Annotated in this window: 13 protein-coding genes and 1 tRNA gene; 10 read left to right on the top strand and 4 right to left on the bottom strand. The window is 70.8% G+C overall.

The features are described 5' to 3' along the window. Nucleotides 1–95: 95 nt before the first annotated feature. The 10 genes from JIX56_RS20255 to JIX56_RS20210 all read left to right on the top strand — a co-directional run bounded on the left by JIX56_RS20255 (nucleotide 96) and on the right by JIX56_RS20210 (nucleotide 18,861). On the top strand, nucleotides 96–2,501 hold the full coding sequence (locus JIX56_RS20255; protein WP_257542623.1) for a sodium-translocating pyrophosphatase: 2,406 nt from the start codon (nucleotides 96–98) through the stop codon (nucleotides 2,499–2,501). A 206-nt stretch (nucleotides 2,502–2,707) separates the two neighbouring features. Further along, nucleotides 2,708–3,319: a small secreted protein gene (locus tag JIX56_RS20250; protein WP_257542622.1), complete on the top strand. Its 612-nt coding sequence runs from the start codon at nucleotides 2,708–2,710 to the stop codon at nucleotides 3,317–3,319. A 462-nt stretch (nucleotides 3,320–3,781) separates the two neighbouring features. Beyond that, nucleotides 3,782–5,314 (top strand): class I SAM-dependent methyltransferase, encoded by a 1,533-nt coding sequence (locus JIX56_RS20245; RefSeq protein ID WP_257542621.1) that lies wholly within the window; start codon nucleotides 3,782–3,784, stop codon nucleotides 5,312–5,314. A gap of 289 nt (nucleotides 5,315–5,603) precedes the next feature. Continuing rightward, nucleotides 5,604–8,012 carry a serine/threonine-protein kinase gene (locus JIX56_RS20240; protein ID WP_257542620.1) on the top strand — a complete coding sequence of 803 codons (2,409 nt, stop codon included), beginning with the start codon at nucleotides 5,604–5,606 and terminating at the stop codon, nucleotides 8,010–8,012. A 96-nt stretch (nucleotides 8,013–8,108) separates the two neighbouring features. Continuing rightward, entirely contained in the window at nucleotides 8,109–8,306 is a 198-nt protein-coding gene (locus JIX56_RS20235) for a hypothetical protein (RefSeq protein ID WP_257542619.1), read from the top strand. Between the two features lie 308 nt (nucleotides 8,307–8,614). Then, nucleotides 8,615–11,467: a type I DNA topoisomerase gene (gene topA, locus JIX56_RS20230; protein ID WP_257542618.1), complete on the top strand. Its 2,853-nt coding sequence runs from the start codon at nucleotides 8,615–8,617 to the stop codon at nucleotides 11,465–11,467. A gap of 212 nt (nucleotides 11,468–11,679) precedes the next feature. Next, on the top strand, nucleotides 11,680–15,009 hold the full coding sequence (tmk, locus tag JIX56_RS20225; protein ID WP_257542617.1) for a dTMP kinase: 3,330 nt from the start codon (nucleotides 11,680–11,682) through the stop codon (nucleotides 15,007–15,009). Nucleotides 15,010–15,522: 513 nt separating this feature from the next. Next, entirely contained in the window at nucleotides 15,523–16,728 is a 1,206-nt protein-coding gene (locus JIX56_RS20220) for a DNA polymerase III subunit delta' (protein WP_257542616.1), read from the top strand. A 341-nt stretch (nucleotides 16,729–17,069) separates the two neighbouring features. Beyond that, on the top strand, nucleotides 17,070–18,665 hold the full coding sequence (locus JIX56_RS20215; protein WP_257542615.1) for an alpha/beta hydrolase: 1,596 nt from the start codon (nucleotides 17,070–17,072) through the stop codon (nucleotides 18,663–18,665). A gap of 122 nt (nucleotides 18,666–18,787) precedes the next feature. Further along, a tRNA-Thr gene (locus tag JIX56_RS20210) sits at nucleotides 18,788–18,861 on the top strand. A gap of 47 nt (nucleotides 18,862–18,908) precedes the next feature. Here JIX56_RS20210 and JIX56_RS20205 read toward each other — a convergent pair. The 4 genes from JIX56_RS20205 to JIX56_RS20190 all read right to left on the bottom strand — a co-directional run bounded on the left by JIX56_RS20205 (nucleotide 18,909) and on the right by JIX56_RS20190 (nucleotide 23,423). Next, nucleotides 18,909–20,306, bottom strand: coding sequence for a tyrosine-type recombinase/integrase (locus tag JIX56_RS20205; RefSeq protein ID WP_257542614.1), 1,398 nt, complete (start codon nucleotides 20,304–20,306; stop codon nucleotides 18,909–18,911). 65 nt (nucleotides 20,307–20,371) lie between these two features. Then, on the bottom strand, nucleotides 20,372–20,575 hold the full coding sequence (locus tag JIX56_RS20200) for a helix-turn-helix domain-containing protein (protein ID WP_257542613.1): 204 nt from the start codon (nucleotides 20,573–20,575) through the stop codon (nucleotides 20,372–20,374). A gap of 491 nt (nucleotides 20,576–21,066) precedes the next feature. Then, a complete protein-coding gene (locus JIX56_RS20195) occupies nucleotides 21,067–22,542 on the bottom strand; it encodes an ATP-binding protein (RefSeq protein ID WP_257542612.1) in 1,476 nt (491 codons plus the stop codon). Between the two features lie 2 nt (nucleotides 22,543–22,544). Then, nucleotides 22,545–23,423 carry a bifunctional DNA primase/polymerase gene (locus JIX56_RS20190; RefSeq protein ID WP_257542611.1) on the bottom strand — a complete coding sequence of 293 codons (879 nt, stop codon included), beginning with the start codon at nucleotides 23,421–23,423 and terminating at the stop codon, nucleotides 22,545–22,547. Nucleotides 23,424–23,495: the final 72 nt, after the last annotated feature.

Raw genomic sequence — 23,495 nt, 5'->3', positions numbered from 1 at the left:
AGGCCAATTCCGTTTGTCGCGCACTGTTTTGATCAGGTTCCGCTCCCTACAATCCGTCCACATCTTGAGCTCAGCCCAAGCGTCAAGGAGGACGAATGGCGGGGCTTTCTACCCCTCAAAGGTTTGACCACACCACGAACTTCGCAGCCGCGGTACTGACGGACGACAACCGGATCATCGTCTTGGTGATCGGTGCTGTGGCGTTGGCCGCGCTTGCCGTGGCGGGTGTCCTGGTGCGCCAGGTGCTCGCGGCGGGCGAGGGCACCGACAGCATGAGGAAGATCGCGACGGCGATCCAGGAAGGCGCGAACGCCTATCTGGCACGGCAGTTGCGCACGCTCGGCGTATTCGCCGTCGTCGTGTTCTTCCTGCTCATGCTGCTGCCCGCGGACGACTGGAATCAGCGCGCCGGACGATCGGTGTTCTTCTTGATCGGCGCGGCGTTCTCGGCGGCCACCGGTTATATCGGTATGTGGCTCGCCGTGCGCAGCAATGTGCGCGTCGCCGCAGCGGCTCGGGAAGCGACACCGGCGCCTGGAGAGCCGGAAAAAGATCTCACCGCCGTCTCGCACAAGGCGATGAAGATCGCATTTCGCACGGGCGGCGTCGTCGGTATGTTCACGGTGGGGCTCGGCCTCCTCGGCGCGTCCTGCGTGGTCCTCGTGTACGCGGCCGACGCGCCGAAGGTGCTGGAGGGCTTCGGACTCGGGGCCGCGCTCATCGCCATGTTCATGCGTGTCGGTGGCGGCATCTTCACCAAGGCCGCCGACGTCGGCGCCGACCTGGTCGGCAAGGTCGAGCAGGGCATTCCGGAGGACGACCCGCGCAATGCCGCGACCATCGCCGACAACGTGGGCGACAACGTCGGCGACTGCGCGGGCATGGCGGCCGACCTCTTCGAGTCCTACGCCGTGACGCTCGTCGCCGCGCTGATCCTCGGCAAGGCGGCGTTCGGTGACGCCGGGCTCGCGTTCCCGCTGATCGTGCCCGCGATCGGCGTACTCACCGCGATGATCGGCATCTTCGCGGTGGCGCCCCGCCGCAGCGACCGCAGCGGAATGTCCGCCATCAACCGCGGCTTCTTCATCTCCGCGGTGATCTCGCTGGTGCTCGTCGCCGTCGCCGTCTACGCCTACCTGCCGTCGTCGTACGCCGACCTCGACGGGGTCACGGACACGGCGATCCAGGGCCATGGCGGCGATCCACGGGTCCTCGCGGTCGTCGCGGTGGCCATCGGCATCGTGCTGGCAGCGCTGATCCAGCAGCTCACCGGCTACTTCACCGAGACCAGCCGGCGTCCCGTACGGGACATCGGCAAGAGCTCGCTCACCGGCGCGGCCACCGTGGTCCTCGCCGGTATCTCCATCGGTCTCGAATCGGCCGTCTACACCGCCCTGTTGATCGGCCTCGGCGTGTACGGGGCGTTCCTGCTCGGCGGTACGTCGATCATGCTCGCCCTGTTCGCGGTGGCGCTCGCCGGGACCGGGCTGCTCACCACGGTCGGCGTCATCGTCGCCATGGACACCTTCGGGCCGGTCTCCGACAACGCGCAGGGCATCGCCGAGATGTCCGGTGACGTCGAGGGCGCGGGCGCACAGGTGCTCACCGACCTGGACGCCGTCGGCAACACCACCAAGGCCATCACCAAGGGCATCGCCATCGCCACGGCCGTACTCGCGGCCGCCGCGCTCTTCGGTTCGTACCGCGACGCGATCCTCACGGCCGCGAACGAGGTCGGCGAGAAGGTCTCCGGCGAAGGCGCGCCGATGAACCTGATGATGGACATCTCGCAGCCCAACAACCTCGTCGGGCTCATCGCGGGCGCCGCGGTCGTCTTCCTCTTCTCGGGGCTGGCGATCAACGCGGTCTCGCGGTCGGCGGGCGCGGTGGTCTACGAGGTGCGGCGGCAGTTCCGCGAGCACCCCGGGATCATGGACTACAGCGAGAAGCCCGAGTACGGCCGGGTCGTCGACATCTGCACCAAGGACGCCCTGCGGGAGCTGGCCACACCCGGTCTGCTCGCCGTCATGGCGCCGATCGCGATCGGGTTCTCCCTCGGGGTCGGCGCGCTCGGCGCCTATCTCGCGGGCGCAATCGGTACGGGGACGCTGATGGCGGTGTTCCTCGCCAACTCCGGTGGCGCGTGGGACAACGCCAAGAAACTCGTCGAGGACGGCCATCACGGCGGCAAGGGCAGCGAGGCCCATGCCGCGACCGTCATCGGCGACACGGTGGGCGACCCGTTCAAGGACACCGCGGGCCCGGCCATCAACCCGCTGCTGAAGGTGATGAACCTCGTCGCGCTGCTCATCGCGCCCGCGGTCGTCCAGTTCAGCTACGGCGACGACAAGAGCGTCGGGCTGCGCGTCGCCATCGCGGTGGCCTCGATCGCCGTGATCGTCGCGGCGGTGTACGTGTCCAAGCGGCGCGGGATCGCCATGGGTGACGAAGGCAACTCCGAGCGGGTGGCCAAGTCGGCGGATCCTGCGGTGGTTTCGTAGGCGGTCTCGGGATCGGTCTGACGAGGTCCCAGTTCAAGGGGCGGGCGGGCGACGCGTGTTGACGCGTCGCCCGCCCGCCCTTCTGCGTGCCGATGGACTTCGTGAGCCTTCTCTCTCTTGGTGCAAATGGTTACAAAAGGATGTACGTGGGGTGCTCGGCACACAGGTGTCGCCCATCTGGCGTGTATGTTCCGGGGCCGAGAGCCATGGAAGGGACCAATCCGGTGAACAAGAAGCTCGCGGCCGCACTGTCCGGCGGTGCGGTACTGGTACTGGCGCTGTCCGGCTGCAGCGGCGACGACGAGACGAACGACAAGCTGAACTCCTGGGCCAAGGAGGTCTGCGACTCCGTGCAGCCGCAGATCAAGAAGATCGCGGCGGCCAACGCCTCGATCCAGAAGGAGACCTCGGACGACAGCGCACCGGCGGACGTGCAGAAGGCCGACTCCCAGGGCTTCCAGGACATCTCCGACGCGTACAAGGCGATGGCGACGGCCATTCAGCAGGCCGGGGCGCCGGATGTCGAGGACGGCGAGAAGAAGCAGAAGGCCGCGGTCGCCGAGCTGAATCAGCTGTCGACGGCGTATGGCGAGCTGAAGAAGAAGTCGGACGCGCTGAACACGAAGGATCAGGCGAAGTTCGCGGACGGGCTCGAAGGGGTTGCCACCGAGCTGGAGAAGCTGAGCAAGACCGGGAGTGACGCGCTGAAGGAGCTGGAGAAGGGCGAGGTGGGGCAGGCCATGGCCGAGCAGCAGAGCTGCAAGTCCGCGACCACCTCCGGGACGGCGTCGGCGCCGGCTTCGGCTACGAAGAGCTGAGCCGGGGCTTACTGGGCCATGGGCTGACTGAGCCGGAGGCGGCTGGGTGCCCGGCGGCTGGTGCTGGGCGGGGCGGGCTTCGCTCACCGGCGCCGGCCGGGTGCCGCTGCGCCCACCCGTGCCGCCCCTAGCGGCACGACTGCCCGCAGCTACGGCAGGCAGGTCGGCGTCTGCCGCTGCTGGGTGGGCGCTGGCCGGGCGGGTGACTGTCCGCGGCTATGGCAGGCAGGTCGGCGTCTGCCTGCCGCTGCTGGGTGGCGCCTAGTGGCGCGATTGTCTGCGGCTATGGCAGGTAGGTCGGCGTCTGCCGCTGCTGGGTGGGTGGCGGGCTAGCGGGGTGACTGCCCGCGGCTATGGCGGGTAGATCGGCGTCTGCTACTGCCGGGTGGGTGGCTGCCCGGCGGTGCGGCTGTCCGTAGGTGTGAACGGTCGCTTTGGCGGCTCGCGGATACGCTGAGCGGTGTGAGTGACTCCAGGCTGTCTTCTCTGCCCTCTGTCGACCGGTCCGATGTCGCTGCTCGGCTGCGTGACGCGCTGCTGGGCGCGGACTTCACCGCCGATGGGCTTCTTGAGCTGCTCGGCGCCTCCGCGTACGCGGCGCTGGCGCGGAGCGAGGTGGTGCCGGCGCTCAGGGCGACGCGGGGAGAGACGGCGCTGGAGGCGCTGGTGCGGCTGTTTCTGCTGCAGCAGCCGGTCGCACGCGCGCGCGTGGAGGGCGTCCTGCCTGTTGACGCGTGCGTGGAGAGCGGGTGGCTGGTTCCCGTCGGTGAGGACGGCGACGAGGTCGCCGCAACCGTCGACCTGCGGCCGTACGGCGGGCCCGATGGTGAGGACTGGTTCATCGTGTCCGACCTGGGGTGTGCGGTCGGCGGGGCCGGGGGGATCGGGAGCCGGGACGAGGGCGTCGTGCTGGGGGTCGGCGGGGCCTCCACGACGCTCGCCGGCATCACCGTACGTACGCCCGTCGCCTCCGCCCTCGATCTCGGCACCGGCTCCGGGATCCAGGCGCTGCACGCCGCCCAGCACGCCACGCGCGTGACGGCGACGGACCTCAACCCGCGCGCGCTGCACATCACGGCGCTCACGCTGGCGCTCTCCGGGGCTCCTGCGGTCGATCTGCGTCAGGGCTCGCTCTTCGAGCCGGTCGCGGACGACGAGACGTACGACCTCATCGTGTCCAATCCGCCGTTCGTGATCTCGCCCGGTGCACGGCTGACGTACCGCGACGGCGGGATGGGCGGGGACGATCTGTGCCGCACGCTCGTTTCACAGGCGGGGGAGCGGCTGAACGAGGGCGGGTTCGCGCAGTTCCTCGCCAACTGGCAGCACGTGGAGGGGGAGGACTGGCAGGAGCGGCTCCGGTCGTGGGTGCCGCGCGGGTGCGACGCGTGGATCGTGCAGCGGGAGGTCCAGGACGTCACGCAGTACGCGGAGTTGTGGCTGCGGGACGCGGGCGATCACCGCGGTGACGTGGCCGAGTACCGGGCGCGGTACGACGCGTGGCTCGACGAGTTCGAGGCGCGGAAGGTGAAGGGCGTCGGGTTCGGCTGGATCACGCTGCGGAAGTCGGCCGCCGCGGCCGCCGTGCCCTCGATCACCGTCGAGGAGTGGCCGCATCCGGTCGAACAGCCGCTCGGTGACACGGTGCGGCAGCACTTCGCGCGCCTCGACTATCTGCGGGCGAACGACGACGCGGCGCTCCTGGCCGCGCACTTCCGGCTCACCGCCGAGGTCGTCCAGGAGCAGGTCGGGCTGCCCGGCGCCGAGGACCCCGAGCATGTGGTGCTGCGTCAGAACCGGGGCATGCGCCGAGCCGCCAAGGTGGACACGGTCGGCGCGGGATTCGCCGGTGTGTGCGACGGCACGCTCAGCGCGGGGCGGATTCTGGACGCCATCGCCCAACTCGTCGGCGAGGACCCGGTGGCGCTGCGCGACCGCACACCGACCCAGATCCGGCTCCTCGTCGAACAGGGGTTCATCGAACCGGCTCCGTGAGCCGCCGGCAGCGACGGGAAGGGCCCGCACCGGCGAGAGGGGTCCGCCCGGCTTGCGTGCCCGGTGACGATTTCCGCACCGTCCGGTGACGGTATTGGTGCCCCGCCCGACGCCCGTCCCCGTGGCGGGTGTGGCCTCTTCGTACCCCTGAGTCTCCTGTGCGCCCTCTGTCTGGATTGGTCGGTAAAAGGCCTCCTGTCAGTGGCACGTGCGAGGCTATTTTCAAGAGACGGATTCGACGTGTCCTCGGGGGAGGCACGCGCTGTCTCTGGGGGATCGGGGGATCGCGATGGCGGGGGATACGCCGGAGCAGGGCCAGGGAAGGATCATCAACGGCCGGTATCGCCTGCTGCGCACTCTGGGCGCGGGCGGCATGGGCAGGGTCTGGCTCGCGTACGACGAGGAGTTGGCCTGCGAGGTCTCCATGAAGGAGATCTCCCTGCCGGACGTCCCGATGGACGCGACCGAGCCCGCTCAGCGCATCGCCCGGGCCCGCAGCGAGGCCCGGCACGCGGCGCGCCTGCGTGGACATCCGCTTGTGGCGACGGTCCACGACGTGGTGCTGCACGAGGGCCTGCCGTGGATCGTCATGGAGTACGTGCCGGACGCGATCGACCTCCAGGCGGTCGTACGGCAGCGGGGGCCGCTCCCGCCCGAGCAGGTCGCCCGGATCGGGCTCGCCGTCCTCGACGCGCTCACGGCGGGACACCGGATCGGCATACTCCACCGGGATGTGAAACCGGCCAACATCCTGCTCGCGGCCGACGCCTCGGGCGACCCGTACGCGCGCGTGCTGCTCACCGACTACGGCATCGCGCTCCAGCCGGAGTCCCGCGAGCCCCGGCTCACCGCCACCGCCGGCATCCTCGGCACCCCCGGGTATCTGGCCCCCGAGCGCGCGCGGGGCGAGCCGCCGACGCCGGCCGCCGACATGTTCTCGCTCGGCGCCACGCTGTATGCGGCGGTCGAGGGCCGCGGCCCCTTCGACCGGCACGGTGAGTACGCGACGCTCACGGCCCTGCTCGGCGAGGAGGCGACGCCACCCGCTCGCGCCGGTGAACTGGCCCCCGTCCTGCACGGATTGCTCATCAAGGATCCGGTGCGCCGACTGTCACCGGAGGCGGTGACACGGGGTCTGGAGCGAGTGGCGGACGCGGGCGGCACATCGACACCGCCGGGCTGGGGAGCCACCCCCGCGTCGGCGCCCGAGGGCTTCGGACCGGCTCCTGCCACTCCCGGCATGCCCGGTACGCCCGGCGGTCATGTGCCCGCCGGTGCGCCTCCGGGATACGTGGCGAGCGCACCGCCCGGGTATGTGGCCGCCGGGCAGCACGGCCTCGGGGGCACCCCGAACACGCCGGGCGCACCCCACACGCCGTACACGCCGCAGACCCCGGGGGCCCCGCACACACCCGGAGGGCCCCAGTCACCGAACACCCCGGCGGGTGGTCCGCCCACCCCAGGCGCGGCGCAGCAAGGGCAGCAGGGGCAGCAGCCCCGTGGCCCGTACGACGGCTACAGCCCGTACGGGGGAGGCCAGCCCACGCCCTACGGGAGCCCGGCGGGCGGTCAGGGCACGCCCTACGGTGGCGCTGCCGGAGGCCCGTCGTCGCCGTACGGCGGTGCCGTCGGCCATCCGGCCACGCCGTACGGCAGCGGTGCCGGTGGGCAATCGGCGGCGTACGGCGGCACGGTGGGCAACCAGTCGCTGCCGTACGCGGCCAGTCCGTCGACGCCGTACGGGGGCGGGGGCGGTCAACCGCCCGGGAACGCGGGGTTTCCGACCATCACGGCCGGGGGGCCGCCGCCCGGTGGGGGGAAGCGGAAGACGCCCGCGGCGGCGATCGTCGCGGTCGTGGTCGCCGTGCTGCTGGTGGCGGGCGGCGGGACCTGGGTGGTGGTCAACGTGCTGCCTCCTGACCCCGATCCGACTTCGTCGCCCTCGAATTCCCCGTTCGAGTCACCACAGTCGGAGTATCCGTACGGCGAGCAGGCGGCCCTCAAACGGCCGCTGGAGGTGGGGGACTGCGTCAAGGCGGTCTGGACGGGGACGGCGTTCAAGTCGGTGCCCGACCTCGGGGTGGTGGACTGCGACGAGGACTGGCCGGACGGCCAGGTCGTGGCGATAGAGACCGCGTCGGACCACGCGGACGCCAAGGCCGGCGGCGCCCAGCGCTGCGGCAGCCAGGCGGACCCGATGGCCGAGGCACTGCCCGACGCGGGGGTCTACGCGCTCGTGCCGACGAAGGAGGGATTCACCGCGGCCAAGGGCGGTACGGCATGTCTCGTACTCGGCAAGCACGTCCCGATCGGCGGCGAGGTGGGCCGGCTCCGTGATCTGGGCATGAATCTGTGGCCCACGCAGATGGCCGTCGGCGACTGCTGGGACTACACCACGAGGGAGGACGAGGGGTACGACGCGCCGCTGACCGACTGTGCCGAAGCGCACACCGATCAGGTGGTCGGATCGGTGCAGGCCCCGGGCAGCATGACCTTCCAGGGCGCCCTCGACGAAGGGGGCAAGCTGTGCACCAACAGGTTCGAGTCGACTTGGGCGCCTGGCGCTGACCTGATCGTGTCGGGCTGGGTGTCCGACGAGACCGAGTGGAAGAAGGGCTTCAACAAGGTGGTGTGCACGGTGCGCAACGCCGACGTGTCGAAGACCACCGGGAAGATACCCACGCCCGGCTCGGTCTGAGGGCCCGGACGCCTCGCGTTCACCTCGGGTTCGCGCACCCGCTTCCCATCCGTGCCAGCCTCCCGTCCCGGGTGCCGAGGGGTGGGAGGACGGGACATGGAGAGCGGACCGGCGATCTTCGTGGGGGTGGTGTTCGCCCTGTTCGGAGGCGGGCTGCTGCTGTGGACCGCGACCCGGCTGCGCCAGGGCCGGCCCGTCGCCCACGGGGTGCGCCCCGTGACGTCGGCGACCCTCGCGAGCGTCGTGGCGGTCACCGCCCTCGTGCTCGGCGCATGGTGCTTCACGCAGATCTGAGCGGGCACCGGAAACCGGGCCGGGGAGCGTGCACGGTAACGGAAAGGTGACCCTCCGCATCGGCTCGAACGGATCGGAGAACACGCCGGGCGGCAGGAATGGCGGTAGTCGGGTTACCGTTCGAGTGGCCGTTGTGGGCTTTTCCCGTTTGACACGGGGGCGGGATGTACCGTCACACTCCGCAGCGTCAGCATGACCCGACCCCCGGGCCGAACGCCGAGCCCCGTGTGAGGCACCTGCCTCAGGGGGTGCCCGCCCCGGGACGCAAGCCTGGGGGAACCCAGCGTCGACCGGAGAGAAGAGCGAAGTTGTCCCCGACCAGCGAGACCGCGAAGGGCGGCCGCCGACTCGTCATCGTCGAGTCGCCTGCCAAGGCGAAGACGATCAAGGGCTATCTCGGCCCCGGCTACATCGTCGAGGCGAGCGTGGGGCACATCCGCGACCTTCCCAACGGCGCCGCGGAGGTGCCCGAGCAGTACACCGGCGAGGTGCGCCGCCTCGGCGTGGACGTCGAGCACGACTTCGCGCCCATCTACGTGGTCAACGCGGACAAGAAGGCGCAGGTCAGGAAGCTCAAGGACCTGCTCAAGGAGTCCGACGAGCTCTTCCTCGCCACCGATGAGGACCGCGAGGGCGAGGCCATCGCGTGGCACCTCCAGGAGGTCCTGAAGCCCAAGGTCCCGGTCAAGCGGATGGTCTTCCACGAGATCACCAAGGCCGCGATCCAGGCCGCCGTCGCCAACCCGCGCGAGCTGAACCAGAAGCTGGTCGACGCCCAGGAGACCCGCCGCATCCTCGACCGCCTCTACGGCTACGAGGTCTCGCCGGTCCTGTGGAAGAAGGTCATGCCGCGGCTGTCGGCGGGCCGTGTCCAGTCGGTCGCGACCCGGCTCGTGGTGGAGCGGGAGCGCGAGCGGATCGCGTTCCGTTCCGCCGAGTACTGGGACCTGACCGGCACCTTCGCGACCGGCCGCGCCGGTGACGCGTCCGACCCGTCGTCCCTGGTCGCCCGCCTGCAGTCGGTCGACGGCCGGCGTGTCGCGCAGGGCCGTGACTTCGACTCGGTCGGGCAGCTCAAGAGCGCCAACATCCTGCACCTGGACGAGGCGAACGCCCGCGCGCTGGCCGCCGCCCTGGAGAACACCCGGTTCGCGGTCCGGTCCGTCGAGTCCAAGCCGTACCGCCGCTCGCCGTACGCCCCGTTCCGTACGACGACCCTCCAGCAGGAGGCGTCGCGCAAGCTGGGCTTCGGCGCCAAGGCGACGATGCAGGTGGCGCAGAAGCTGTACGAAAACGGCTTCATCACCTATATGCGTACGGACTCCACCACGCTGAGCGACACCGCCGTGGCCGCCGCCCGCGCTCAGGTCACGCAGCTGTACGGCGCCGACTATCTGCCGGCACAGCCGCGTACGTACGCCGGGAAGGTCAAGAACGCGCAGGAGGCGCACGAGGCGATCCGACCCTCGGGTGATCGTTTCCGCACGCCCGCCGAGACCGGTCTGGCCGGCGACCAGTTCAGGCTCTACGAGCTGATCTGGAAGCGGACGGTCGCTTCCCAGATGAAGGACGCGACGGGCAACAGCGTCACGGTGAAGATCGGTGGCACCGCCGCCGACGGCCGGGACGCCGAGTTCAGCGCCTCCGGCAAGACGATCACCTTCCACGGCTTCCTCAAGGCCTACGTCGAGGGTGCCGACGACCCGAACGCCGAGCTGGACGACCGCGAGCGCCGGCTGCCGCAGGTCAACGAGGGTGACGCGCTCTCCGCCGAGGAGATCACGGTCGACGGGCACGCCACGAAGCCCCCGGCCCGCTACACCGAGGCGTCGCTGGTCAAGGAGCTCGAAGAGCGCGAGATCGGCCGCCCGTCTACGTACGCGTCGATCATCGGCACGATCCTCGACCGCGGGTACGTCTTCAAGAAGGGCACGGCCCTGGTGCCGTCCTTCCTGAGCTTCGCCGTGGTCAACCTTCTGGAGAAGCACTTCGGGCGGCTCGTCGACTACGACTTCACCGCCAAGATGGAGGACGACCTCGACCGCATCGCGCGCGGCGAGGCCCAGTCGGTGCCGTGGCTGAAGCGGTTCTACTTCGGCGAGAGCACGGGGGCGAACGGCAGTGCGGCCGAGGCCGGCAACGGTGACGGTGACCACCTCGGTGGGCTGAAGGAGCTGGTGACCGACCTGGGCGCGATCGACGCGCGCGAGGTCTCGTCGTTCCCCGTCGGCAACGACATCGTGCTGCGCGTCGGGCGCTACGGCCCGTACATCGAGCGGGGCGAGAAGGACGCCGAGGGCCATCAGCGGGCGGACGTGCCCGAGGACCTCGCCCCGGACGAGCTGTCCGTCGAGTACGCGGAGGAACTGCTCGCCAAGCCGAGCGGTGACTTCGAGCTCGGCGCCGACCCGGCGACGGGCCACCAGATCATCGCCCGGGACGGCCGCTACGGCCCGTATGTCACCGAGGTGCTTCCCGAGGGCACCCCGAAGACCGGCAAGAACGCGGTCAAGCCGCGTACGGCCTCGCTGTTCAAGTCGATGTCGCTGGACACGGTGACGCTGGACGACGCGCTGAAGCTGATGTCCCTGCCGCGGGTCGTCGGCGTCGACGCCGAGGGCCAGGAGATCACCGCGCAGAACGGGCGGTACGGGCCGTATCTGAAGAAGGGCACGGACTCGCGGTCGCTGCAGACCGAGGACCAGCTCTTCACGATCACCCTCGAAGAGGCGCTGGCGATCTATGCCCAGCCCAAGCAGCGCGGGCGGGCCGCCGCCAAGCCGCCGCTGAAGGAGCTGGGCGAGGACCCGGTCAGCGCGAAGCCCGTCGTGGTGAAGGACGGCCGCTTCGGCCCGTACGTCACCGATGGCGAGACCAACGCGACGCTGCGGTCCGAGGACAGCGTGGAGACGATCACGCCCGAGCGTGGGTTCGAGCTGCTCGCGGAGAAGCGGGCGAAGGCTCCCGCCAAGAAGACGGCGAAGAAGGCGCCCGCGAAGAAGACGGCGACCAAGGCCACCGCGGCGAAGAAGGCGGCGCCGGCCAAGAAGACCGCCGCCAAGAAGACGGCGACTTCGAAGACGGCCGCCGCCAAGAAAGCGGCTCCCGCGAAGAAGGTGGCTGCGAAGAAGGCCGCGGCATCCGGGGACCAGGACGCCTAGTCGCTCGGGGGTGCGGGTGGATCGGCGACTGCGGGTTGGTTGTGGCTGGTCGCGCGGTTCCCCGCGCCCCTGGGTGGGCTGCACTGCCACGTGGCTGGAAACTTCACCTTTGCTTTGCTGAATGTGTGCGGGTTTTGTGCGACTTGGTGGTGGGGCGTGCGTGCGTTCGGGCGCTGCTTCGGGGTGTCGGTGGGTGCCGATAGGCTGAAAGCATGATGCGAGCCGAGCAGCCGACGGCCCATGACCCGGCCTCCGACGACGCCCTGGTGGCCGATTCCAGGGAGCGCGCCGTCCGGGCGCTGCTACGCCGACCGCAGCTGAAACGGTTGTGGAGCGCACAGCTCGTGGGCGGCGTGGGCGATGTGCTCGCGCTGTTCGTGCTGGTGCTCCTCGCCTTCCAGACGGCGATCGCCGAGGGCTCCTTCGGCGGCGGGTACCGGGGCGTTGCCCTGACAGTCGCGGTTGTCTTCGGCACACGCGCCCTCGCGACCCTGCTCTTCGGGGCCGTGCTCCTCGGGCCGCTCACCTCGCTGACCTCGCAGGAGGGTCCGCTCGACCGCCGCTGGACCATGGTCGGCGCGGACGGGGTGCGGGTCCTGCTGCTGATCGTGGCGCCCCTGTGGATCGACTGGACGCCGGACAACGCGCTCGCGGTACTGCTGGTCACCGCGTTCGTGGCCGGTGTCGCCGAGCGGTTCTGGGCGGTCTGCCGGGAGAGCGCGGCGCCCGCGCTGCTGCCCGCCCCGCCGCCGGAGGGCGCGACGGTGCGCCCGCTGCCGGACCACATGGACGCGCTGCGGCGCCTGTCCCTGCGTACCGGATTCGTGGCGGTGCCCCTCGCGGCCGCCGTGCTCGTCGTCGCCTCGCTGCTCAACAACCTGCTGGGCGCGGGCATCGACTGGTTCGCGCAGCACCAGGCCGCGCTCGCCTCGTACGTCGCCGCCGGGCTTTTCGCCGCCTCGCTGTCCGTGGTGACCTTCCTCGACCTGCCCAAGACGCGCACTCCGCGTGCGCGGTCGCCGCTCGAGGGGCTGCGCCGGCCCAAGACCGGCACGGGTGTCGACAAGGGCCGGACGGGTGCGATCCCGCTCCTGGTGCCCGCGTGCGGTGCTGTCGCCGGTGCGGTCGCCGCGGCTGTCGCCGTCGCCGTGCTGCACGCCAAGGACCTGGGCGGCGGGCCGGTGACGTACGGGCTGCTGGTCGTCGCTCTGACCGGCGGGGTCGTCGTCGGGATCCGCCGGGCGCCGTCCGTGCTGCGCTCGCTGTCGCGGCGTCGGCTGCTTGCCTTGGCCATCGCTTTCACGGGCATCGCGCTGCTCGCCGCCGGGCTGACGCCGGATGTCACGAGTGTGGTGCTGATCCTGGGGCTGGCGGGTGTCGGCGCGGGGATCGCCGCGAACACCGGGCACACGCTGCTCGACCAGGAGGCCGAGGACTTCCGGCGCGCGCGGACCACCGAGCATCTGCATGCGGTCGTACGGGTGTTCGTGGCGGTGGCGGCGCTCGTCGCTCCGCTGTTCGCCGCCGTCATCGGGCCGCACCGGTTGGAGAGCGGCAAGTTCGTGTTCGCGCACGGGGGTGCGGCGTTCACGTTGATGCTGGTGGGGGCGCTGCTGCTGCCGGTGGCGGCGCTGGTGCTCGCCAAGGTCGACGACCGGTCCGGGGTGCCGCTCCGGCAGGATCTGCGGGACGCGTTGCTGAAGGGCGACGACCCGGATCAGGCGCCTGCCTCTTCGGGGTTCTTCATCGCTCTGGAGGGCGGTGACGGTGCCGGGAAGTCCACCCAGGTCGAGGCGCTCGCCGAGTGGATTCGGGCCAAGGGGCACGAGGTCGTGGTGACGCGGGAGCCGGGGGCCACTCCGGTGGGGAAGCGGCTGCGGTCGATCCTGTTGGACGTGTCGTCGGCCGGGCTGTCGCACCGGGCAGAGGCGCTGCTCTACGCGGCGGATCGTGCCGAGCATGTGGACACCGTGGTGCGGCCCGCTCTGGAGCGGGGTGCGGTGGTCATCTCGGATCGGTACATCGATTCGTCCGTGGCCTATCAGGGAGCCGGGCGGGATCTCTCGCCCACGGAGATCGCCCGGATTTCGCGGTGGGCGACGGATGGGCTCGTGCCTCATCTGACGGTGCTGCTGGATGTGTCGCCCGAAGCGGCCCGGGAGCGGTTCACCGAGGCGCCGGATCGGCTGGAGTCGGAGCCGGCCGAGTTCCATGAGCGGGTGCGGGCGGGGTTCCTGACGCTTGCCGCCGCGGACGCCGGGCGTTATTTGGTGGTCGACGCCGCGCAGGATCCCGAGGCCGTCACGACCGTCGTCCGGCATCGGCTCGATGTGATGCTGCCGCTCTCCGAGGCCGAGGTGAAGGCGCAGGAGGAGGCTCGGCGCAAGGCCGAGGAGGAGGCGCGGCGCAAGGCCGAGGAAGAGGCCGCGCGGAAGGCCGAGGAGGAGCGGCTGGAGCGTGAGCGCCAGGAGGAGCTCGCCCGGCTGCGCGCCGAGGAGCAGGAGCGCAAGCGGCGCGAGCTGGAGGAGGCTCAGCGGCGCGAGGCGGAGCGACAGGCCGAGGAGGCCCGGCAGCGGGCCGAGGAGGCGCGTCGCCGTGCCGAGGAGGAGCAGGCGCGGCTCCTCGCGGAGGAGAAGGCCCGGGCCGAGCAGGAAGAACGGCGGCGGGTCGAGGAGGAACGGCGTCGTCAGCAGGCCGCGGAGGAGCAGCGGCTGCGGGAGGAGGCCGAAGCGCGCCGCCTGGAGAAGCAGCGGAAGGCCGAGGAGGCGTTGCTTCGGGCCGAGGAGGCTCGGCGGGTGGCCGCCGCCGCGGAGGCTGAGCGGGTTGCCGCGGCGGCTGAGGCCGGGCGGGTCGCGGCGGAGCGGGCGGCGGAGGCCGCTGCTGAGGCCGAGGGGGTTGCTGCGGCTGAGCGTCGGGCTGCCGGGGCTTCGAGGGACGGGCGGGCTTCGAGGGGCGGTGACGAGGCGGCGACTGTGGCTACGCCGCTGGTGACGCCGACGAATGCGTCGGGTGGGCCGGTGGATGAGACGGCTGTGCTGCCGCCGGTGCGGGAGGACGGGCCGGGTGGGGCTGGTTCGCGGGGCTCGCGGGGTTCGGCGGGTGTGTCCGACTCGGAGACGACGGCGAAGTTGCCGAAGCCGCCGGTGCCGCCGGGGGCGGGCTCGGGCTCGGGTTCGGGTTCGGGGTCCGATGTGGGTTCTGGATCGCCTTCGGCTGGGGCTCCGGAGGATGAGACCGCGGTGTTGCCGCAAGTGCCTTCCGGGGCGGCTGATGAGACGGCTGTACTGCCGCCGGTGCGGGAGGATCGGGTGCCGCCGGGAATCTTCCGGGATGAGCGGCCCGGCCCTGACGGGACGGAGGATCGGACGCGGGAGCTTCCGCAGGTGGATACGGAGGGGGTTCCGCGGCGGCGGCCTCGGTCGGACTGGGCCGAGGAGACGCCGCTGGACGATCTGCCGACGCTGGCGGACGAACTGCTGGGGTCGCATGGCGACGACGAATCCGACGAGGGACGCGGTGGCTGGGGGCGGCGTCGCCGCTGAGCCGCTGCGGTTGGCGTGTGGTGTGCCCTCCGGGGGGGCCGGGTTCGCGTGCGATGTGCCCTCCGGGGTGGAGGCGGGTTGGCGTGTGGTGTGCCCCGGGGGTGGGCCGGGTTCGCGTGCGATGTGCCTCAGGCGGTGGGGTGGGGTTCGCGTGCGGTTGGTCGGTGGGTCGGGGCCGCGCCGGTACGTCACGCCCGTCGCTCGCTTGGCGCCCTACTGCCCGGGGTGATGTGACGAGCGTTCTCTGGGCCGCTGTATGCGACGGGCGCGACGCACCGGCACGGTCCCTTCCGTCGTCTCGCGGCTGTCCCGCCGTTTCGGTGACGTCCACCGCGCTCTCCACCCCCACCTTGGCTCCGTTCCGCCTTCTCTCCCTCTCCCCCAACCCAGCACCGCACCGGCGCTGAGTTCGAGTGGGCGGAGGCGGGGCGGTGGTCCTGTGGGGGTTGGCTGTCAGTGGGGTCGCGCACAATGGGGCCGGAGAGGTGGCGTGGGAATGGAGGGTGGTGGGTCATGGGCGTGTGGGACGACCTGGTGGGGCAGGAGCGGCTGAGCGCACAACTCGACGCGGCCGCTCGGGACGCGGATGCGATCGTCACGGCGGCCGAGACGAGGACCGCGCCTCCGGAGGCGTCGAAGATGACGCACGCGTGGTTGTTCACGGGGCCCCCGGGATCGGGGCGGACGACGGCGGCGCGGGCGTTCGCGGCGGCGTTGCAGTGTGTGAGTCCGGACCGGGCACTCGGGGGGAGCCCGGGGTGCGGGTTCTGTGACGGTTGTCATACGGCGTTGGTGGGGACGCATGCGGATGTCAGCACGGTGGCGGCGGTCGGCACGCAGATCCTGGCCGAGGACATGCGGGACACCGTGCGGAAGTCGTACACGTCGCCGGCGACCGGGCGGTGGCAGGTCATCCTCGTCGAGGACGCCGAGCGGCTGAACGAGAAGTCGGCGAACGCGGTGCTGAAGGCGGTGGAGGAGCCCGCTCCACGGACGGTGTGGATGCTGTGCGCGCCGTCGCTGGAGGATGTGCTGCCGACGATTCGTTCGCGGTGCCGCCATGTCGGACTGCTCACACCGTCGGTGGACGCGGTGGCGGACATGCTCGTACGGCGGGAGGGCATCGAGCCGCAGGCTGCCGCCCTGGCGGCGCGGGCCACTCAGGGACACATCGAGCAGGCCCGGCGGCTGGCGACCGATCCGCGGGCGCGGCAGCGACGGGCCGCTGTGCTGAAGCTGCCCCTGCGGGTCGAGGACATCGGCGGGTGTCTGAAGGCCGCGCAGGAGCTGGTGGACGCGGCGTCGGAGGCGTCGAAGCAGCTTGCCGAAGAGGTCGACACCAAGGAGACCGAGGAGCTGAAGGCGGCGATGGGCGCGGTGCAGGGCGGGCGCATGCCGCGCGGTACGGCGGGCGTGATGAAGGACCTGGAGGACAAGCAGAAGCGGCGGCGTACGCGGGCGCAGCGGGACAGTCTGGATCTCGCGCTGACCGAGCTCACCGGCTTCTACCGGGACGTGCTCGCTCTGCAGTTGGGGGCGCGGGTCGCGCTCTCCAACGTCGAGGTCCAGGACACCGTGGAGCGGATGGCGCGGGGCGGGACGCCCGAGTCGACGTTGCGGCGGATCGACGCGATCGCGGCGTGCCGTGAGGCGTTGGACCGGAACGTGGCGCCGTTGCTGGCCGTGGAGGCGATGACGATGGCTTTGCGGGCCGGGTGATGAGTGGGGGATGAGTGGTCTTGCGGGCCGGACGACGGGTGGTCCTACGGGCTGGGTGACGCGGGGTCAAGCGGGCCGGGTGACGTCGGGTGGTGCGGGCCGCGTTCGTGGGGTGGTGCGGGCCGGGTGACGTCGGGTGGTGCGGACCGGGTGACGTCGGGTGGTGCGGGCCGCGTTCGTGGGGTCGTGCCGACCGCGTTCGTGGGGTGGTGCGGGCCCGGTGACGTGGGACGGCCTCCGGTCGTCGGGGGCGGTGGTGCGTTCGATTGACTGCGTCACTCGTACGAGGAGCTTTCGTCGCCGTTCGTGATCACCGGGTTTCGGGTGGTTACGCTCGCGAGATGCACACCAGGCGTACTTTCCGGTCTTTCCGGCCGAATCGGTCCCTGCGGGCCGGCGGCGTGTTGCTCGCCGCCGCCGCGCTGCTCGTATCGGCCTGCTCCTCCGGCGGTTCCAGTACGGCGGCCACGAGGGCGGACGGGGGGCCCGCCCTCGGCGCGCTGCCCCGCGCGACACCGTCGGCGCTGACCCCGTACTACGAACAGAAGCTGAACTGGCGCAACTGCGAGGTCCCCGGCTTCCAGTGCGCCACGATGAAGGCGCCCCTCGACTATGCCAAGCCGGGCGAGGGCGACGTCAGGCTGGCGGTCTCGCGGAAGAAGGCGACCGGTCCCGGCGCACGGCTCGGTTCGCTGCTGGTCAACCCGGGCGGGCCGGGCGGGTCAGCGGTCGGCTATGTGCAGGGGTACGCGGGCATCGGCTACCCGGCCAAGGTGCGGGCGCGGTACGACATGGTGGCCGTCGACCCGCGGGGCGTGGCCGGCAGCGAGCCGGTCGAATGCCTCTCCGGCCGCCAGATGGACACGTACACGCAGACGGACATCACCCCGGACGACACGGGGGAGACGGCCGCGGTGGTCGCCGCGTACCAGCGGTTCGCGGAGGGGTGCGGGGCGCGGGCGCCGAAGCTGCTGCGGCATGTTTCCACGGTCGAGGCGGCCCGGGACATGGACATCCTGCGTGCCGTGCTGGGTGACGAGAAGCTGACGTATGTCGGCGCCTCGTACGGGACGTTCCTCGGCGCGACGTACGCTGGGCTGTTCCCCGACCGCGTCGGACGCCTGGTGCTCGACGGCGCGCTCGACCCGTCGCTGCCCGCCAACCGGCTCAACCAGGAGCAGACGGCGGGCTTCGAGACGGCCTTCCAGGCCTTCGCGAAGGACTGCGTACGCCGGAAGGAGTGCGTGCTGGGGCGCACGCCCGCACAGGTCGGCGAGAACCTGCGCGCGCTCTTCGAGCGGCTGGACGCCCGGCCGATCCCGACGGGTGACGCCGACGGCCGGCAGCTCGGCGAGTCCCTGGCCACGACGGGCGTGATCGCGGCGATGTACGACGAGGCGGCCTGGCCCCAGCTGCGCCAGGCGCTCACCGCGGCGGTCAAGAAGGACGACGGCGCCGGCCTGCTCGCCCTCTCTGACCGCTACTACGAACGCGACGCCGACGGCAGCTACTCCAACCTGATGTACGCCAACGCCGCCGTGAACTGCCTCGACCTCCCGGCCGCCTACGACACCCCCGAGGAGGTCGAACGGGCCCTGCCCGAGTTCGAGAAGGCCTCCCCGGTCTTCGGACGGGCCCTCGCGTGGGCCTCCCTGAACTGCGCGTACTGGCCGGTGAAGCCGACGGGCGGACCGCACCGTATCGAGGCGAAGGGCGCCGCCCCGATCGTCGTCGTCGGCACCACCCGCGACCCCGCCACCCCCTACCGCTGGGCCCAGGCCCTCGCCTCCCAGCTCTCCTCCGCCCGCCTCCTCACCTACGACGGCGACGGCCACACCGCCTACGGCCGCGGCAGCACCTGCGTCGACTCCACGATCAACACCTACCTCCTCCGCGGCACACCCCCGACCGACGGAAAGCGCTGCTCACCGTCCTGATCACCGGCCGCCCCGACCACCACCCCGGCCGCCCCCGGGGTGCCCCGACCCCTGGTTCGGAGCACCCCGGAAACTGTGTAGACTTACCGACGTTGCTGATCGCACCATAGTGCGGACAGCGCGCCGCCTTAGCTCAGATGGCCAGAGCAACGCACTCGTAATGCGTAGGTCTCGGGTTCGAATCCCGAAGGCGGCTCTGTGGAAGCCTCAGGACTCACTCGCCGTGACCTGGGGCTTTTGCTTTTATCGGATGCGGCGACGTGCGCGGGAGCGGGCCGCACGGCGGTCCCCAGTCTCAGTTCTAGTCTCAGTTGCGGGCGCAGGGGCAGGTTCCGGGGCGGGCAGGAACGTGTCGCCCATGCGGCGCATGGCGTCCTTCGAGAGGTGTGAGCGGCCCTTGACGTAGCGGCGGGTCTGGCTGATCTGGGTGTGGCGCAGGATCTCCATGATCGTGGGCATGTCGACCCCGAGTTCGTTCAGGATCGTGCCGGCGGTGTGGCGGCTCCCGTCGTAGAGGCGGCGGTCTGTGATGCCCGCCTCTTCGAGCAGTTCCTTGAACTCCTCCCAGTCGGCGCGGGGGTCGATGGGGCGGCCATCGGGTCGGGTGAACACGGCGTGGTGCTCCTGCCAGAGTTCGCCGGCCGCCTCCCGCAGTTCGTCCTGCTGCGCCTTGTGCGCGATCAGATAGGGGACGAAGGCGGGCGGGATCGGTACGGGGTTCGTGCTCTTCTTGGTCTTCGGGCGGGTGAAGGCGAGTCCTCCGCCCTTGCGGTCGGGGCAGATGCTCGCGTGCTTGACGCACGTCGCGGTGCACGGCTTCGGGCACCCGCGCTTGTAGTTCTTGTGCGTGGCGCAGTTCGGCGGGCAGGGCTCGAAGCGGTGCAGCCGGGCCCCGCAGGCGTGCGCGTCGCGGCAACCGTGCCGCCAGGTGAGGCGCTGTAGCTGCCACTTGGGGTGGAACAGTTCGGCCTGTAGGTCGACGTACGGCCACCGCAGCCCCAGGGTCTCACCCTGCCGGAACCCCATGCCGACGCCGACGATCCACCGCATGAACGTGGGCCGCTTGGCCGCCGCTTCCAGGAATGCCTTGGCCTCTTCCTGGGTGAACGGATTCGCCTCGGTCTCGTCGATCGAGGGCGGGTCGACCAGGGTGGCGACGTTCTCGCCGATCATCCGGCGGCGGTGGGCAATCTTCAGGGCCCGCGACAGGATGCGGTGCACCTTGACGATGTGGGACGGGGCGTGACCTGCGTCGAGCATGGTCCGGTACATCTGCTCAAGGTGCTCGGGGGCGAGCTTGTCGATGCGGTGCTTCCCGATGCCGGGGACGATGTCGTTGCGGGTCTTGGACCAGTAGTCGTCCAGGGAGCGGGGCTTGAGCTTCAGGCTCGCGATGTCGGTCAGGTACGTCGTCATCCACTGTTCGACGGTCGGCTTGCGGCCGGCCTTCGGGGCGCGTCCCTTGTCCCTGAGGTTCTCCAACTCACGGACCTTGCGGCGTACGGCAGGTTCGGTGCGGGCCATACGGTGGCGGCGGTCGGGGCTTCCGTCGGGCAGGACGCCCATGGTCACGCGGCCGTGCCACCAGCCGTCATCGCCGAAGTAGACGGTCGATTCCAGGTTCGACTTCCGGGGGCTCATGTGTGTTCCTCCACGCGGGAGGCGCCCCGAGCGGAGTGCTCGGGGCGCCTCAGGGTGTGCTCAGATCAGTTGGGCAGCAGTGCGAGGGCGGCTACGAAGGCTTCGAGGTCAGCGCGCCGAATCCGGCGCGTGCGGCCCAACTTGATGTATTTCAGGGCGCCTTCGGCCATCAGCTCGTAGACGGTGGACCGTCCGAGGGCGAGTGCCTCGGCGGCTTCCTCAGGCTTGTACAGGAGTCGGTCGACGGGGGCGGCGATCGCGGTGCTCATCCGGGTGCCTCCTGGGCAATTCGTCTTCGCCTTCAGGGAGTTGCGCGGGGGACCTTGCCCGCGCCTGTCCGAGGTGTGGATTTCTGCGTCATTGCGTCGCCAGCGTCATTCAGGCTTCTGACCTGCGGTTTTAGGTGACGCTGGGGGTGATGCCTGCGTCATGAATGCGTCATGGGCTGCGTCATCCGTGACGTGGCCCATGACGCAGATGACGCAGGATGACGCAGGCGCGGCTGTCTGCGTCATGGCTGTAGTCGCAGGTCAGGGGCCGTTTTCCGGCTCGCGTGACGCAGATGACGCAGCGTCTTCCCTCTTAGGACAAAAGAATGGGGTGTCTGTCGTAGTGCGGTGCCGCTCAGAGCGCGAAGAAGGAGCCGCTGCGCGGCACGTCCTTGGGGCGGGGCTGCGCCCCGAACAGCAAGAAGAGCACCCCGGGGGCGGGGCCGAGGTGGTGCTCTTCTTGCTTGTCCGCCTGAGCGTGGGGAGCGCGGTCAGAGCATCCGCTGCTGCTCGTGCGGGGCCGCCGTGGCGGGGCGGGTCATTTCCAGGTACCGGCCCTGACTGGTGCGGCCGGAGTCGATGAGCACACCCCGCGCGGCGAGCGTGGGCTGAAGGCGCTTGAGACGGTCGGAGAGCACCTTGCCCGTGGTCGGCCACCCCTTGGGCAGCGGACGGCAGTCGTCGCCGCTGTAGAGGCGACCGAGGCAGGACAGCCACTCCGTGGACGTCATTCGCTGCGCCGTACCCAGCTCGATGGTCTCAGCGTGCCGGAGGACGGTCTGTGCCAACAGGTCGCCCTCGATCACGTCGTCGTTCAGGTCGTCCAGCCGGGCCCGGTACGCGGCCAGCGCCCCGAGCCCGGTGGCCGCGTCGAACTGCGCGCACAGGTGGGCGAAGTCCGCCATCCGCAGGTCGGTGGGGGTCTCCGCCTGCGCCGCGCGGACCTTGACCGTGAGGTCGAGCAGGGACCCGAGCACGACGGGCAGCACTTCCTTGTACTCCGCCCACAGTTCGGCCTCGGTCCGCCGCACGCGGGGCCGCTCCAAGCGGAGCGGGAGCAGGCGTTCGGCGAGGTCGGGACGGATGACGCCGACGTCGATCCCGGTCAGCAGCAGCGGCCGGCGGTAGCCGACGCGGAACACGTCCCCGTCAGTGAACAGGGCGCGCTTGACGCTTTCGGCTCCGGTGACGATGCAGCACATCGCGTCGGACAGGTCCGGCGACATGTGCGAGAGGTTGTCCAGGGCGGTGACCCAGCCCGCCGCCACGGCCGCGATGAGGTTCTCTTCGTCCTTCGGGGCTCGGCGCAGGTCCCCGCTCATGCCCTCAATGATCCGCACCAGCATCCGGCCGCCGGTCGACTTCCCCGCGCCCTGGGGGCCGGTGAGGAACGGCGCGGGCACCGGGACGGACGGCCCAAGGCAGCCGATCAGCCACGCGATGGCCAGGCACTCGTTCTCCGCGCCGGCGAAGTTGCACAGCCGCATCAGCAGATCGATGCCCTTGCCGTTCGTGTCCTTGACGGGCAGCGGCAGTTCCCCGGTGAGCTGGGTGCGCCGCCAGCACACTTCCTGCGGATCGGGGGTGAGGATGTCCCAGCCGGTCGGGTGGATGCGCACGGACTGTCCGTCGTCGCGGCCCAGGTCCAGCCAGGTTGCCCCATCGAATCCGGGGGCGACGCGGATGTGCACGGGCTGCACGTCCTCGGACAGCGCGAGTGCTTCGATCAGGTCCAACGCCTCTTTCAGCGCGCTGCCGTTGAACGCGCCGCGTCCGTCGCGGTAGAGGCCGACCATGAGTTCCTGGCGGTGGCTGCCAGTGGTGCCCTGGGAGCGGATCGGGCGGGCGATGGGCTGGCCGTTCTTCTGCGCGTACACGGTCCCGTCCGGGGTGCGGAAGTACCGGAAGTGGGATTGCGCGTAGTCGGTGATGATCTGGCGGGCGGGGTTCTTTTCGTCGTCAGCCATGGTCACAGTCCCAACGTGGTGAGGGCGTTGGCCCACGCGTCCGTGCAGTGCCGGGGCGATTCGCCCTTGGCCTGCGCGGCGGTGAACAGCTTGGCGACGTGCGTGTCCGTGAGGCAGCCGCACCCACCGTGCGTGGACAGCACAGCCAGGAAGGTCCGGTAGACGGTGGCGTGCACCGCCTCACGGGCGCCGGTGATCTGCTGCTCCGCCATCGCGATCCCACGGTCCAGGAACACGGGCGAGCGGTGGCGGCACACCCCGCTTTGGCCTCCCAGGGGCGCTGAGAGGGTCTGTGGCGCCCTACGGGCCGCAGGAGGATCCGTTAGTGCCAGAGCACGCACAGCGCCTGGGAGAGCGGCCATGGCGCCGCTGCCCCATCCGAGCCAACGGGCGTACGCCATAAGGGACTTGACGTCCACGCCGGGCCGGACCGCGTTGGCGGACGGCATGACGCCCCGGTAGATCCAGTGCTCACCCCGGGTCGTCGGCACGGTCCGGGTGGCGGGCAGCGCCGCGCGGGCCCATGCGATGGCCGCCGCGTTGTCCAGGTCGACGACGGTCACCCCGGCACCCCCGGGGTGGTAGGCGACCGTCGCCGCCTGTCGCCACGCGGTGGCCCACTGGGGGGAGTTGAGGACGTGGGGGTCGGTGGTGGCGGCTGCCCACGCGTGGCAGACGCTCGGGCACGTGCAGGGGCCGGGGGTCTTCATGTTCGGCCGACCGCCGCACGCGTTCTTCGCACAGATGCGGCAGTTGCCGAACGGCACCTTCCCCGCCCGAAGCGGCAGCACGGGGACCCCGTTCGCGGCCAGCATCAGCGCGGTGTCCAGCAGACGCGGCCGGTGACCGCGTACTCGCCGGATGTCAGTGGCTTGGGTCATGCTGGAGACCTCCAACAGGTCTGTTGAGGACGGGTTGGACAAGAGCGGCCCCGGGTTCTTGGCGGAATAGGG

Origin of the sequence: Streptomyces sp. CA-210063 (assembly GCF_024612015.1) — a bacterium.
In the GTDB taxonomy this organism is placed as follows: Bacteria; Actinomycetota; Actinomycetes; order Streptomycetales; family Streptomycetaceae; genus Streptomyces.
Note: the sequence above shows the minus strand (reverse complement) of the source record. Positions and strands in the feature narration are given on the sequence as shown.

Excerpts from the sequence above, each read along its gene's own strand:
- JIX56_RS20255 (WP_257542623.1), top strand. The coding sequence starts at position 96 with ATGGCGGGGCTTTCTACCCCTCAAAGGTTTGACCACACCACGAACTTC.
- JIX56_RS20250 (WP_257542622.1), top strand. The coding sequence starts at position 2,708 with ATGGAAGGGACCAATCCGGTGAACAAGAAGCTCGCGGCCGCACTGTCC.
- JIX56_RS20240 (WP_257542620.1), top strand. The coding sequence starts at position 5,604 with ATGGCGGGGGATACGCCGGAGCAGGGCCAGGGAAGGATCATCAACGGC.
- JIX56_RS20235 (WP_257542619.1), top strand. The coding sequence starts at position 8,109 with ATGGAGAGCGGACCGGCGATCTTCGTGGGGGTGGTGTTCGCCCTGTTC.
- tmk (WP_257542617.1), top strand. The coding sequence starts at position 11,680 with ATGATGCGAGCCGAGCAGCCGACGGCCCATGACCCGGCCTCCGACGAC.
- JIX56_RS20220 (WP_257542616.1), top strand. The coding sequence starts at position 15,523 with ATGGGCGTGTGGGACGACCTGGTGGGGCAGGAGCGGCTGAGCGCACAA.
- JIX56_RS20215 (WP_257542615.1), top strand. The coding sequence starts at position 17,070 with ATGCACACCAGGCGTACTTTCCGGTCTTTCCGGCCGAATCGGTCCCTG.
- JIX56_RS20205 (WP_257542614.1), bottom strand. The coding sequence starts at position 20,306 with ATGAGCCCCCGGAAGTCGAACCTGGAATCGACCGTCTACTTCGGCGAT.
- JIX56_RS20200 (WP_257542613.1), bottom strand. The coding sequence starts at position 20,575 with ATGAGCACCGCGATCGCCGCCCCCGTCGACCGACTCCTGTACAAGCCT.
- JIX56_RS20195 (WP_257542612.1), bottom strand. The coding sequence starts at position 22,542 with ATGGCTGACGACGAAAAGAACCCCGCCCGCCAGATCATCACCGACTAC.
- JIX56_RS20190 (WP_257542611.1), bottom strand. The coding sequence starts at position 23,423 with ATGACCCAAGCCACTGACATCCGGCGAGTACGCGGTCACCGGCCGCGT.